This is a genomic window from Flavihumibacter solisilvae (assembly GCF_000814475.1).
Taxonomy (GTDB): Bacteria; Bacteroidota; Bacteroidia; order Chitinophagales; family Chitinophagaceae; genus Flavihumibacter; species Flavihumibacter solisilvae.
Genome location: NZ_JSVC01000021.1, coordinates 84,692 through 98,800 on the forward strand (window position 1 = coordinate 84,692; position 14,109 = coordinate 98,800).

The 14,109-nt window shown below is 45.4% G+C and carries 13 protein-coding genes; 1 reads left to right on the forward strand and 12 read right to left on the reverse strand.

The window, feature by feature from the left end:
* Nucleotides 1–77: 77 nt before the first annotated feature.
* The 11 genes from OI18_RS18285 to OI18_RS18335 all read right to left on the reverse strand — a co-directional run bounded on the left by OI18_RS18285 (nt 78) and on the right by OI18_RS18335 (nt 12,965).
* Nucleotides 78–728 (reverse strand): hypothetical protein, encoded by a 651-nt coding sequence (locus tag OI18_RS18285; protein WP_152616877.1) that lies wholly within the window; start codon nt 726–728, stop codon nt 78–80.
* 237 nt (nt 729–965) lie between these two features.
* A complete protein-coding gene (locus OI18_RS23940; protein ID WP_052273371.1) occupies nt 966–1,604 on the reverse strand; it encodes an immunoglobulin-like domain-containing protein in 639 nt (212 codons plus the stop codon).
* Between the two features lie 18 nt (nt 1,605–1,622).
* The gene (locus OI18_RS18295; RefSeq protein ID WP_039142461.1) at nt 1,623–3,134 is read right to left on the reverse strand and encodes a SusD/RagB family nutrient-binding outer membrane lipoprotein; all 1,512 of its coding nucleotides are present in this window, start codon (nt 3,132–3,134) and stop codon (nt 1,623–1,625) included.
* A gap of 16 nt (nt 3,135–3,150) precedes the next feature.
* Nucleotides 3,151–6,321, reverse strand: a complete 3,171-nt coding sequence (locus OI18_RS18300) for a SusC/RagA family TonB-linked outer membrane protein (RefSeq protein ID WP_072039046.1) — start codon at nt 6,319–6,321, stop codon at nt 3,151–3,153.
* A gap of 367 nt (nt 6,322–6,688) precedes the next feature.
* Nucleotides 6,689–7,300, reverse strand: a complete 612-nt coding sequence (locus tag OI18_RS18305; protein WP_152616878.1) for a hypothetical protein — start codon at nt 7,298–7,300, stop codon at nt 6,689–6,691.
* 135 nt (nt 7,301–7,435) lie between these two features.
* Nucleotides 7,436–9,502 (reverse strand): alpha-ketoacid dehydrogenase subunit alpha/beta, encoded by a 2,067-nt coding sequence (locus tag OI18_RS18310; protein WP_039142467.1) that lies wholly within the window; start codon nt 9,500–9,502, stop codon nt 7,436–7,438.
* 57 nt (nt 9,503–9,559) lie between these two features.
* A complete protein-coding gene (locus OI18_RS18315) occupies nt 9,560–10,171 on the reverse strand; it encodes a fumarylacetoacetate hydrolase family protein (protein ID WP_039142468.1) in 612 nt (203 codons plus the stop codon).
* A gap of 134 nt (nt 10,172–10,305) precedes the next feature.
* Nucleotides 10,306–10,884 carry an aminoacyl-tRNA hydrolase gene (gene pth, locus OI18_RS18320; RefSeq protein ID WP_039142469.1) on the reverse strand — a complete coding sequence of 193 codons (579 nt, stop codon included), beginning with the start codon at nt 10,882–10,884 and terminating at the stop codon, nt 10,306–10,308.
* 173 nt (nt 10,885–11,057) lie between these two features.
* Nucleotides 11,058–11,642 carry a 50S ribosomal protein L25 gene (locus tag OI18_RS18325; protein WP_039142470.1) on the reverse strand — a complete coding sequence of 195 codons (585 nt, stop codon included), beginning with the start codon at nt 11,640–11,642 and terminating at the stop codon, nt 11,058–11,060.
* Between the two features lie 23 nt (nt 11,643–11,665).
* The gene (locus OI18_RS18330; protein ID WP_039142472.1) at nt 11,666–12,616 is read right to left on the reverse strand and encodes a ribose-phosphate pyrophosphokinase; all 951 of its coding nucleotides are present in this window, start codon (nt 12,614–12,616) and stop codon (nt 11,666–11,668) included.
* A 151-nt stretch (nt 12,617–12,767) separates the two neighbouring features.
* Entirely contained in the window at nt 12,768–12,965 is a 198-nt protein-coding gene (locus OI18_RS18335) for a hypothetical protein (RefSeq protein ID WP_039142473.1), read from the reverse strand.
* A 96-nt stretch (nt 12,966–13,061) separates the two neighbouring features.
* On the opposite strand from OI18_RS18335, the gene radC reads away from it, so the two are divergent.
* Nucleotides 13,062–13,754: a RadC family protein gene (gene radC, locus OI18_RS18340; RefSeq protein ID WP_039142475.1), complete on the forward strand. Its 693-nt coding sequence runs from the start codon at nt 13,062–13,064 to the stop codon at nt 13,752–13,754.
* 6 nt (nt 13,755–13,760) lie between these two features.
* Here the strand turns inward: radC and OI18_RS18345 are convergent, their stop codons facing one another.
* Entirely contained in the window at nt 13,761–14,075 is a 315-nt protein-coding gene (locus OI18_RS18345; RefSeq protein WP_039142476.1) for a DUF3467 domain-containing protein, read from the reverse strand.
* Nucleotides 14,076–14,109 lie beyond the last annotated feature (34 nt).

A 14,109-nucleotide genomic window follows, 5' to 3' on the forward strand; every position in this document is an offset into this window, starting at 1 on the left:
TGATTTTCGGGTACGTAAATACAAAAAAAGCAGATAGTAGACACTATCCGCTTTACACACATGAGAAAAAAAAATCGTTATGCCTGTAGTTGCATTTCGTGCAACGGTTGTTTCTGAATCATTTGCATCAGCTTAAGCTGCATATTTTCATTGCGATAATTGTACCGAAATTCACATTCCTTGATATGCAGGTATAAAGTATTCCTGTTCAGGCCCCTGAATTTCATGAGCCGGCTCCTGGTAAGCCCCCAAAACCCGGAAATATCATCAGAAGAAAGTTTTCCATTGGCGCTGGAGATAATGTCTCGCCGGTAAAGCCTCCAGTTTGTGAAATCTGCCACGGCCTGAATAGCGCTCATTTGATGTTTAATTTCGCCGGAATGCTGTTTTTGCCAGCTAATCAGGTTTTCCTTTGACATTTCCATGAGTCCTGTGGAATATACCAGGCCATTCCAACGTGTAAACCCGAAAAATAGTGTCCTTGGAAGACCGTTTGTGCTGTGGAACAGGGAAATATGATTTTCTGGCAAATGCTGAAGCGGAAAGGCTTCATCACAATACATTGCCAGCCTCGTCCTGATCATTTTCAGGTATGCGTTGATGGTTACCCTGCTGACCCCGGTGATCGCTGCGATCTGGGTAGCGGTCAGGTCCTCACAAAACAGGTTCACTATTTCCCGGCACTTTCTTTCTGAAAGATGTGCGCCTTTAAGCATTCTATTTTTCATCCGGACAGGTTATTGGTTACTAGATTACGAAGGCGTTCGGAGATAAATATCAGATCAAATTGGCGCAGCAAAAACATAATATACACAAGTGGATAATTACCGGGATAAACAGTTCATGTTGATATATAAATAATTGAAAAGCAGGTAGTGGAAACTACCTGCTTACACACATGAGAAAATCTATACTTCGGCTGCGTGAGAAGATGCCGGGCTGCAGCCGGAGCCGGCAAATCGAGGTCATTTATAAAACTCCCTTACCTGGGTTCCATATCCCGCGTTGTTTACACGCCAAAAGGCAGCACCTTCCGCAAATGAGATCTCATCAAGAGAGGTCGTTCCTTCCACCGTAGGCTGGTCCGGAGCCGTATAAACTCCAAGTTCTGTTTCAACCATATAAACGATGGTGTTAACCCCTACGCCAGCCCCGCCCGGGTTAGTTATCTTATAAACGCCTTCCCCTAATTGCTCCATGATCATTTCAACCCCCGTCTGCGGGCGCACATATGTTCCTGACCTGTCTGTTGTTCCGGTCACATCTGTGACAGCAACTTTACGCGCCACAGTTGTTTCAAATCCATTTGCATTTGCAGCGGTGAAGATTACCAGGTATAGTCCTGGTTCAGCTGTATTTACATTGTCAGATACCGCCTCGAGGGGTGACTCCTGGCCGGTTATATCGTCTTTAACTATCGCTCCGGCATCGGTATAGGAAGCCCCCACCGGCAGTATCACAACTTCATCCCCATTGAGGATTATTTCAGGGTAACTGACTTTCACTTCACGCGAAACGCTTTCAGTGTCGTCTTTCTCGCAGGATGTAATAAGAACTACCGCGGACATTGCAACAATGCTCAGCCTGATTTTATGGAATAGCATACAATTCAGTTTTAAGGTTTAATTCTGACCGGTGGTATTCACATCCCACCAAACTTTATCGGTTACCCTTTTTTGCGGAGGAGTGTTTGGATTCCGGCTGACTTCAGAGTCGCCATATAACAGCCTTACCGGGAAGGAATTCCCGATGCTGCTGGTTTTAGAAATCACAAAGAAATCAGGATATCCGGTGCGACGCCATTCACTCCAGGCCTCCACATTCTGCGATCCCGTGAAGCTGACCCATTTTTGGGTTATTATACTCCTGATCTGCTGTTCAGCCGAACCTCCAGCTGGAAACTGAACCTGTGGCCTGGCGATATATGGAGCAAAATCATCTGTTTCATCTAATCCCAGGAAAAGGAAGGAAGAAAGGACGCCGTTTTCATATAATTCCTGGGCATTGCCATTACCCCAGCCGCGGGCTACTGCCTCTGCCTGTAAAAAGAAACTTTCAGCTGCGCTCAGAAAAATGACGGGTGCATCAGCACCTCCATCATCATCATCCGGAGTCGGGGGACCACCGACCGCCGGACCAGGCTTGGAATAACTGTCATCATCCTGGTTGCCCGTAAGATTGGCACCATTACCCTGGTCAATGCCCGCATGGTTTCCTGCGTTCGGTGCAAATGTTGCCCGTGCAAAAAACACATCAACTCTCGGATCATTTATAGAAATCAGATATTCGAGACTGGTGTTGCTTGCAATGAGGTTTGCAGGAGTCAGTGCTTCATAAGTCGCATAGAGGGGATTCTGATTGAATTGTTCCGTGTTGAACGGAACAAACGCATCCTCCTCAAAATCCAGGAACTCTTCCCCTGCAGCGTACATCGCACTTATCCCGGCCTGGGCAACATCAGGGCGTACATAAGCCTGCCGCAGGTAGATCCTGAGCTTAAGTGTATTGGCAAACTTCCTCCAGAGAAACATGTCTCCATGGAAAAAGAAATCATCTTCACCTGGATGATTAATGCTTTCCTCATCGATCAATGCAAGTCCTTCGTCCACCAGCCTGATCAGGCCATCATAGATCTCCTGCTGTGAATCAAATTTCGGCGTAATATTCACCGGTGCACTAAGAGCTTCACTGAATGGAATATCTCCATGCAGGTCTGTCATCACCTGGAACATATATGCCTGCATTATTTTACCTATAGCAACATAGTTGTTACTACCTGTCCTTGTTCCTTCATCAACCAGGTAGCGAAAGTCCTGTATGGGACCGGAATACATACCCTGCCATTGGTTGTCAAAGTCTGTACTGTTTATTGAATACTGATCATAGGCCTTGTATTGGCTTGCTGTTGGCCCCTGCGTCCAGAACTGTGACCATAAACCGCCTATGATCTGGAAGGGGTTCCCAAGGTTATATGCGCTGTATCCCAATGCCGTTGGCAGAATCACATCAACGGATGCCGTGGTAGGATTATTGGGATCATCGTTTACATCGAGGTAGTGTTTGGAACATCCGGGAAATGACAGGACCGTTCCAGCTACTAGCAGCGCTGCAATGATTTTATAGCTGTATTTCATACAATCATTTTTTGAATTAGAATATCACTTTCAGATTCGCTCCGTAACTGCGGATCGATGGTACTGTTCCATATTCAAACCCCTGCACGTTACCAGAACCAAACGAACTTGTTTCGGGATCAGCGTAGGTGTTTTCAGATGGAGTCCACAGCAACAGGTTCCTTCCGCTTACACCAACAATAATGGCACTCATAGGCCAGTTCTGGATCCACTGTTTCGGAATCCTGTAACTCACACTTACTTCTCTTAATTTGAGGAAGCTGGCATCGATCAGCTGACCGATTGAATTATTTGAGGAATAGTTTGTCCAGTAATCCTGCGCGTCGAGTGTCGGAGTAGTATTAGGCTCAAACTTGCCATCGGATGTTTCGATTACACTGTTTGGCACAACGAAAGGTTCACGGTTGTTATATAGTGTTCGTGGATCGGTTCCGACAAACTCCTGTAAGGACATAGTCCTCGAATAAAACACACCACCTTTTTTTGCATCAAGCAGGAAGGAAAGACTGATGCCTTTATACGTAAATGTATTAGTAAGGCTTGCCAGGTAATCGGGCTGAATATTGCCATGAATTCTCGCGATTGGATCAGTAAGCGGATACCCTGTAGCGGCATCAACCACCACTCTTCCCTGGGGATCTTTCTGAAAGCCTGCACCAAAAAACGATCCGTATGGCTCACCCACTTTGGCAACAAGTGTCGCGCCGACGAAACCACCCAGGCTGATCTGCTCGATTCCTGAGAAGAGTTCCTTCACCTTGTTTTGATTGTGTGTAAATGTTCCGGTTATTTCCCAGGTAAAGTTTCTGCCTCTCACGGGTTGACCACGAAGCAGCACTTCCACTCCTTTATTGGTAATAGAACCAGCATTTAATGTCTGGTTGGTATAACCGGACGATGCCGCAATAGGAACCGTTACAATCTGGTCACGGCTTTCATTGGAATAGTAAGTAAATTCAATTCCAAGCCTGTCTTTGAAAAATCCAAGATCTGCGCCGATCTCAAATGATGTGGTGATTTCCGGTTTCAGCTCAGGATTGCCGATTATATCACCCTGGGTATATCCCGGAACGCCATTCAGCGGAAAGTTGATCAATGAATTCTGGTAGCCGTCAGTTATTAACGAATTGTTCGGATCGGTGGTTACAATCGCCGGCACAAACACCGATTGCAACGAATATGGTGGTGCATCATTACCCACCTGTGCTATACTTGCCCTCAGCTTGCCATATGTAAAGAATTCCGGCAACTGGAATAGTTCACTGAATACGAGAGAAACGTTGGCACTGGGATAGAAGAAACTGTTGTTATCCTTGGGTAAAGTTGATGACCAGTCGTTACGTGCTGTTATGCCGAAGAACAGGTAATTCTTGTAAGCAAAATTGATATCTGTATAAATACCCCAAAGTCTCCTGTTGATTATCTGGTTTATTGCGGTTGGCCTGTTCAACGAGTTGGCTAAAGTGTATACATTAGGAACAATCAAGCCATTTGCTGTACTGATCTGGGAGTTGAAATCGCGTTGGCGAACATTATGTCCCACAAGCACGGAAAGGTTCAGATCTTCACTTAACTTTTTCTTGAATGTTGCCATCAGGTCTGATGTCAGTTCACGGATGTTGATTGTGGTCTCTTCATATTTTCCCTGGAACCTGTTGTCATAGTTCTGGTTGTTGGGATCCGTTATAATTCTCTTGGATTGGATCTGCCTCCTCTTGTCTGCAGAAAAATCTGTTCCGATCCTGTAGTTGATGTCCAGCCATTTTGCAGCCCTGTAACCAACCTGCACGTTTGCAATTAACCTGTCGACATTAGTTTTATACGCATCCTCGCCAAGCAGGTACCAGGGATTAATTGTGTAGGCTCCATAATATCCATACAGGTCATTGAATTTATTCTTGTAGTCTTTTAATTCGAGCAGGGAGATGTCGCGCGGAGTTTGCAGCACCTGGTCGTATGGTGAACCGCTTTGTCCCTGTATAGAAAGATCACCCGTTGCCTTAATATAATTGACACTGGCACTGCTATAGAAATTATTGGAGAATTCAGTATTGGCACTCAGCCGTACAGATGTGCGTTGATATTCTGTTCCGGGCATGATCCCTTTCTGATCAACGTTATTAAATGAAACGAAATAGGCAGACTTATCGTTGTTCTGGGAAAACGAAACGCTGTTCGTCCACGTTCTTCCGATGTCAAAAAATTCTTTTACGTTATCCTCCAGCCCGACGTAAGGTTTAACGCGCATCGAATCACCGACTTGTTGTCCCCACGGCTTTACCAGGCCATCGAAGGCAGGTCCCCAACTGAAATTTTCTCTTGAATCCGGCTCTTTCTTTCCGCCTTGCCCATATGAGTTCTGAAAATCCGGAAGGCGTAGAATCTCATCAAAGTTGTATGCACTTGATACAGTGATCTCAGTTTTCTTTCCTCCCCTGAGTTTTCCTGATTTCGTGGTAATTACCAGTGCACCGTTTGAAGCACGGCTGCCATAAAGTGCAGCAGCCGCCGGCCCTTTAAGCACGGTAACTGATTCAATATCGTCAGGATTTATATCGTTGCCCCGGTTACCCGCATCAACCTGGTTGTTAAGGTTATCGCCGGCATCGATCTGCGAATTGTCGATAGGAATACCATCCACCACCATCAATGCCTGGTTGTTACCTGTGAGCGATGTGCCGCCCCTGAAAACAATCCGTGTTGAACTTCCCACACCACCTGAACTTCCGGTGATCTGAACACCAGCTACTTTACCCTGCAGGGAATTAAGTACACTCCTGTCCTTTCCCCTTGTGAGTTCGTCATTCTTAATAGTGGAAGTGGCGTAACCGAGACTTCGCGCTTCTCTCTTGATTGCATTTGCAGTAACAACTACTTCATTCATCTGGCTCGCCTCCTCTTCCAGGATAACAATCATCTTGTCACTGGGAGGAACTTTGGCCTCGTAAGTCTTGTAACTGATAAATGAAAAAACCAGTGTGGTTCCTTCAGCAACACCGGATAGGGAAAACTCGCCCGTTTGACTTGTCTGTGTTGCCTTCGTTCCACCCTTTACAGAAACAGTAACACCTGGAATGGGAGCGCCTGTCTTGGAGTCAGTAACGCGTCCTGTGAGGACGCGGTCTTGTGCTAACGTATTCGCCAATGCGAATACCATCAGCAAGCATAAGCATAGCATTTTCTTCATAGAAAAGTTAGTTTTGTCCAATTAAAATTATCTTAATAGGCAGGAGCATGAAGGTGGAATTACAAAGCATGTTCTCCGGTCATGAAAACTTGAACTTCACCGTTTCAAATTCGCCTTCATAAAAATTTATCAGGAATTATTTCCCAGCGGATTGAATCTTATATGAATGGAAAGAAGAAGAAAGGTTGGAACTGAAAAAATGTTAACAGGCGATTAATTACTTGATAACTTATCAAACAATACTTATCAACACGCTGAAATGCCCTGCTGATAAGCATTTCACGGCTTATAGCATATTCCGGTTATCTTGTGGTAAGATATGGTACTGTGACGAATGGTTATTTTTAAAACATGAATGGTTGTACGGTTAGTCTGCAGGACGGAGGTTAATCAACTGGAGGATCAGGCTGTTCATGTCTTCATTCCGGTAGTTATATCTGAATTCACATTCTTTGATGTGGAGGTAAATCGTGTTCCTGTTCAGTCCCCTGAATTTCAACAAACGGTTTTTGGTCAGCCCCCAGAATCCTGAGATTTCATCCATTACTGCACGGCCGTTGCCATTCGCGGATTGGTCGAGGCGGTAAATTTTCCAGTTGCTGATATCAACGACTGCCTGCATGAGACTGCTCTTCTCTTTCATCTGTTCAGGATCCATTTTATTCAAATCGGAAATCTGGTCCCTGTTCATACTTTCAAGCGCAGAAGTATAGATGTGATTATTCCATTTACTGAATGCAAAAAAAACTGAAGAAGGTATGTTGCTGTTATCGTTCCGATGTGGGAAAAATGGATGTTCCTTCTCGCAACTGCTGGCGATCTTTCTCCGGATCATTTTCAGATACGCATTGATCGTAATCCTGCTGACCCCGGTAATATGTGATATCTGGGTGGCCGTGAGGTCCTCACAGAAAAGATAAACTATCTCGCGACACTTGCGCTCGGTAAGATGCGCTCCCTTAAGCATTCTATTTTTCATCGTTTTGGTTGAAGGGTAAAGACAACAGATAGAATACTAATACATCATTCACTCATGAAATTGATGATAAATCATGAAAACATAAACACAATATATATGAGCGGGTCAGACAAGATAAGGGAGATGCACGGACTTCTAATTTTCCAGCATTGTCATGAGACGGTCACGAACTTTTTCTGCATTTGGCAGCATAGCTGATTCCAGGATGGTATTCATCGGAACAGCAGGAAGATTCAGAGCTCCCATAACTTCAACAGGAGCATCAAGCCAACGAAAACATTTTTGTGAAATGCGTGCGGCCAGTGCTTCTGCGAAAGAGTTGTTTTGCTGTTCTTCAGTTAGCACCAGGCACTTACCATGCTTTTTTACAGTTTCGAAAACAAGGTCTTCATCAAGCGGATACAGGCATCGCAGGTCAACTACTTCAACCTGTCCGGGCAACGCAGTTGCCGCAGCTTTCGCCCAATAAACACCCATGCCATAAGTAATGACGCAACAACTGTCTCCTTCTTCAACGCGAAGCTGGAACGCAGGTAAAACAATGGCTGCTTTCCCGAGAGGCAGGATATAATTTTCATCGGGTTCCACTGTGCGGGCAGACTCCGTTCCCGGTACCTTACTCCAGTAAAGCCCTTTATGTTCCAACATTACGACCGGATTAGGATCGAGAAATGCCGCTTTCATTAAACCTTTCATATCCGCAGCGTTTGACGGATATACAACTTTGATGCCCTTTATAGACAACAATGTTGTTTCAATGCATCCACTATGATAGGGACCACCTCCGCCGTATGCACCAACAGGGACTCTGATGAGTGCCTGGACCGGAAATTTTCCGCAGGTCAGGTAACAGGATTTTGAAATTTCCGTTACCAGTTGATTAAAGCCAGGATAGATATAATCCCCAAACTGCACTTCAACAATCGGCTTCAGCCCTGTGGCACTCATTCCAACAGTTGATCCTATAATATAAGCTTCCTGTATGGCAGTATTGAAAACGCGGTGATCGCCGAACTGGTCAGCAAGTGTCGCGGCTTCCCGGAACACACCACCTAACCTTTTCCCGACGTCCTGTCCATAAAGTATCGCTTCGGGATATTGTGCCATAATTTCACGGATGGCGAAAAGGGCGGCATCTACCATCATGATCCTGTCACGCCCCTGCGGTTCCCGGATTCCTGATTCTGTAATTACCGGGGTCGGAACAAAAATATACTCGCCCACTTTTGCAGGATCGGGCTCAGGCGCAGCAATAGCCAACTGGAAGGCTTCTGAAATTGTATTCGCTGCATCATGCTCCAGGTCAAGAATTAACTCTTCCCCCGCACCATGCTCCAGCAGGTAATTTCTTAAAAGTATCCGGGGATCACGTGTCGCATGTGCATCAAGGTCGGCATCACTTCGGTAAAACTCCTTTCTTACCCCGCTTGTGTGATGACCCAGCAAAGGGACATTTGCCTGTACCAGGTGCGGCCTTCGGTTATGCCTTACTGATTGTACGATCTTTCCCATTGCATGGAAGCTTTCAACAAAATCACTTCCATTGATCCGTGACCTTTCCATACCGTAAAATCCGCCTGCATATTCATAAGCGTCCATTGCCCTGGATTCTTCTGCACAGACGCTGATGCCCCAACGATTGTCCTGTATCAGGTAAATGATCGGCAACTGTTTCAACACTGCGAACTGGAGTGCCTCACTCACTTCTCCTTCGGTTATGCTGGCATCTCCGAGTGAACAAACAACTACCGGTAATGAACCATCCCCGTTCTTCCGTAAGGTTGACGGCAGATATTTCTCCCGGAACTGCAGGCCTTGCGCGATGCCGGTAGTTGGGATCACCTGCATGCCGGTTGCACTGCTCTGGTGGATAATGGTTGGCTTGTCCGGGCCTGAATAGTTCGGATGTGAGTAATATTCCCTCCCGCCCGTGAAAGGGTCGTTGGCCTTAGCCAGCAGCTGAAGCATTAGTTCGTATGGAGAAAAACCAAGTCCTAGTAAAAGACTTTCATCACGGTAATATGGACTTACATAGTCTGCAGGTTGCAGGTGATATGCTGTGGCCAGTTGAATGGCTTCATGGCCGCGGGAAGTGGAGTGAACGTATTTACAGATAGACCGATGCTGTTCGTAGGTCACCGCCATATTGTTTACAAGGCACATATGGCGGTAAGCCTGCAATAGAGTTTCTTTGGCAATCATAACAGGTGCAATCGGAAGCAAATATAAACGAACACCTGTTAGTTTTACGACTCCGGTTTATTTTATTTCAATGTTAAACATGGATTTATCGTCCATGAACCCTTCCAGTTCATCTCCGACAACGCATTCTCCAACTCCATCGGGTGTACCGGTAAATACGAGATCCCCAATGTTTACACTGAAATAATTGGAAATATGTGCAACTATTTTGTCAAAGTTGAAGATCATCGATCCTGAGTTTCCGATCTGGACCTGCTCCTTGTTTTTCTGCAGGCTAAAGTTGATGTCTTTCTTATTCTTGACCTCTTCAAGGTTAACCCATTTGCCAATAACAGCTGAATTGTCCCATGATTTTGCTTTCTCCCAGGGTAGCCCCTTTTCCTTGAGCTCGGCCTGGATATCACGGGCTGTAAAATCGATACCGACAGTTACAGCATCATAATATTTACTTGCGTAGCGGTCCTGGATATATTTGCCGTTTTTGCAAATCCTTAATACCAGTTCGCATTCATAATGTAGTTCGTTTGTGAATTCCGGGTAATAGAAGGGTGTATGCGATTGCAGCAATGCGCTTTTTGGTTTCATGAACACGACCGGTTCGAAAGGAACTTCGTTTCCCAATTCCTTGGCGTGTGCAACATAGTTACGGCCTATGCAGAATATTTTCATATTCACTAAGGGTTTAATGATTGAACAATCATAGATTACAATTGGACCTCTCCGGCCCAGGATTCACATAGGTTGTATTGAATAAGAAGAGTAAGTCTCCAGGGTTTGCGAAAATAACTATTCATATACAATAATCATAACTTGAAGACCATATTATTGTAGAGGTTCATAGTTCTTGCCAGTCCCGTGAGTACAAATTGCTCAGCCAGCTCAACACTTTTTTCCATTTTTTGCACTACCAGGGGCCATTCTTCCGAGGTCCATTTGTTAAGTACAAAATCCGCCTGCCGGCCTTTCGGATAGTTGTTACCGATACCAAACCTCAATTTGGGGTATTCGGTTGTTCCTAAAAGTTCCTGAATGCTACGAAGGCCGTTGTGTCCACCATCGCTTCCACCGCCCCGGATCCGCAGACGCTCCAGAGGTAAAGCCAGATCATCTACCACTACCAGCAAGTTCTCCAGGGGAATATTTTCCTTGTCACGCCAGTACTTAACCGCTTTCCCGCTCAGGTTCATGTAGGTGGTCGGTTTAATACAGACCAGTTGCCTGCCCTTGATTTTGATCTCCGCAACGTCTGCAAGCCGGTCTGCCCGGAAACTGCCTTCATATTTCTTTACCAGCGTGTCTACAATATCAAACCCGATATTATGCCGGGTCTGGGCATATTCACTACCGATGTTCCCCAATCCGACGATCAGAAATTTGCTCATTCCAGTCACTTAATAATTCCTACGGAAAGATAATAGAAAGTCAAAAGTAAAAAGTCAAAATTTTCAAAGTATAAGCGGTAAATCGGTATTATTCGCAGGCAAATAAAAAAAGGGTGTCCGATACGGAACACCCTTTTTAAACTATTAGCCTTAAGGTAGTTATCTACCCTGAATTACTTCTTGCCTTTTTCAGCGGCTGCTTCTTCCTGCTTCAGCTGACGAGTCATAACGATTGACGCAATGGGAATACGGGGAGAGTTCAGGATCTCCATGTTATCTGCCTTTACATCTTCAACACGTACGTTTTCGTTCAGACCGAGCGTGGAAATATCCATTTCTATGCTTTCCCTCAGGTATTTAGGAAGCGTCTTAACTTTCAGCGATTTGATCTTGGTGATCAGTTTACCACCTTCTTTAACCCCGATAGGTGAACCAGTCAGGTGCAGCGGCAGAGAGGCGATGACTTTTTTGTCTTCAACCAGCTCAAGCAGGTCCACGTGGATCAGCTCATCAGATACTTTGTCAAATTGCAGGTCCTTCAGAATGCAGCGGTAAGATTTTCCGTCTACCTTAACTTCTGCAAGGATAAATTCCGGTGTGTAAACAAGCGATTTGAAAGCCCGTGCAGGAGCAACAAAGTTAACTTCCTGCGCACCCCCGTAAATTACACCTGGCACTTTTTCCTCAGAGCGAAGCTGGCGGGTGGCTTTTTTGCCGGTTTCGGTCCTGAGTTGTCCTTCGATTGTAATTGTCTTCATTGTTGATTGTATTAATAAAATTCTTACTTATCTCTTCGTTGAGAATGAATGAACAGGCTGGTAATACTACGCTGTTCAAATGCATTCCTCAGGGCTACTGCAAACAGATCGGCCACGGATAATACTTTAATTTTGCTGATCTCCTGCCTTAATGGTATGGTGTCACAAACAACCAACTCCTCCAGAACGCTGTTCTGGATATTGTCATAAGCCTTACCACTCAATACCGGGTGTGTACACATTGCCCTGACGCTTCTGGCCCCTTTTTCCAGGAGCAGTCCCGCACTTTTGGCGAGGGTTCCACCGGTATCGCAAATATCATCTATAAGAATTACTTCCCTGTCTGTCACATCACCGATTACCACCATGCTGGCTATTTCGTTTGCCCTTTTCCTGTGTTTGTCACAGATTACCATTTCGGCATTGAAATAACTGGCAATTTCCCTGATCCTGTTGGCACTGCCTACGTCAGGGGCCGCAAAGGTAAGGTTTTCAAGCTTCAGTTGCTCGATATATGGAATAAAAATGACAGAACTGTCCAGGTGATCTACGGGTATATCGAAATACCCCTGGATCTGGGGTGCGTGCAGGTCCATCGTGATTACCCGGTCCGCTCCCGCAGCCGTTAACATATTGGCAATCAATTTAGAACCGATCGCAACGCGGGGTTTATCCTTTCTGTCCTGCCGGGCATAGCCATAATATGGGATCACTGCAATCACTTTGTAAGCTGAGGCCCGCCTGGCGGCATCGATCATCAGCAGCAGCTCCATCAGGTTATCTGAAGGAGAAAAGGTGCTTTGAATGAGGAAGACAACGTCTCCGCGAATACTTTCCTGGAAAACCGGTTGAATTTCCCCGTCACTGAATTTCTGGATATTAATCCTTCCTAAAGGGATGCCATAAGACCTGGCAATTCTTTCGGCGAGATACTGGGATCCTGTTCCTGAAAAGATTTTCGCAGTCGATTGCATAGAAAGTTAGAATTCGTGCCGCGAAGATAAAAGAAAAGCTCAAAGCCGGAATCACTCTGAATCACCGGATTGAAATAAAAAAGCAGGAGTCAGAAAGCGGGTTGTGTTACCTGCCTGCTGAGTCCTGCAATTAGATTGGTTCAGACCAATTTCATCTTGCTGCGACCAACACCTTGCTGCCAGATACCGGCTGCGTCACCTTTACGGTTGAGATGCCGCCACGGCTGTTTACGGCTTTGAAAATCGCTGAGCAGATGAAAATGGAAAAAAAGAGGGCAATTACGTAGATGCCAATGCAGAAGAGCATGGACTGAAACCCTCCGAGTGTGTTAAAAGTACGGGCATTCATAGATAGTGATTTTAGCTTTTCTAAAGGATCTTGAAAATTGGATAATCGGGTTAAAACCCTGTTTTACAGAATAAAAATATTATATAATCTTACCTCATGCAAGAGCATAACCACTCAATTAAGGACTGGGCAAAAGACGATAGGCCCCGCGAAAAACTACTTAGTAAAAACCCTATGTCGGTAAGTAATGCCGAGCTGATCGCCATTTTATTGAATAATGGCAGCCGCCACAGATCGGCGCTGGACCTGGCCCGGGAACTGCTCCTGCTGGGTCGGAACAACCTGATGGAACTGGGTAAGCTGTCGGCCTATGAGTTTATGAAAGTTAAGGGCGTTGGTAAGGCAAAAGCCGTCATTCTCGCTGCTGCATTGGAACTTGGAAGGAGACGACAGGCCTCGACGGCAGTTGAATTTCCCATTGTTAAGCATTCCTCAGACGTGGCCAGGTACCTTCAGCAAATGCTGCAGGACCTGCGCCAGGAAGTATTTGTGGTGTTGTTTCTAAACCGCGCCAACCGGATCCGGCATACTGAGATCATCAGCACAGGGGGAATAACCGCTACAATTGCCGATCCAAGAATTATTCTGAAAAAGGCATTGGAACACGAAGCTGTGTCCCTGATTCTCAGCCATAATCATCCCTCAGGAAGCACACGCCCAAGCAAAGCAGATGAAGAGTTGACAATAAAAATCAGGGATGGAGCCAGGCTGCTCGACATAAAGCTGCTTGACCATATTATTATTGGACAGGACGCCTTTTTCAGCTTCGCAGATCAGGGATTGATCTGACAGGGATCAGGCCTGGGCTGCAGGTCCACCGAAATTCATAGGGATCTGAACTTCTTCGAGATCTTTTATGTCCCCATTTACTTCTTCGAAACGATCAATATTTTCAATCAGCGCCTTCATGAAACGTTTTGCATGCTGTGGAGTAAGTATGATCCGTGACTTAACCCTGCTCTTTGGTGTTCCAGGCATTACGTTCACAAAATCGATCACAAATTCAGCATGCGAATGGGTAATTATGGCAAGATTGGCATATTCCCCTTCCGCTATTTCTTCAGAGATCTCAATATTCAACTGATTATTGTTGTTGGTGGTATTGTCCATTTTTTAAGGTTTGAATTTTCCAAAGCTAACAAAG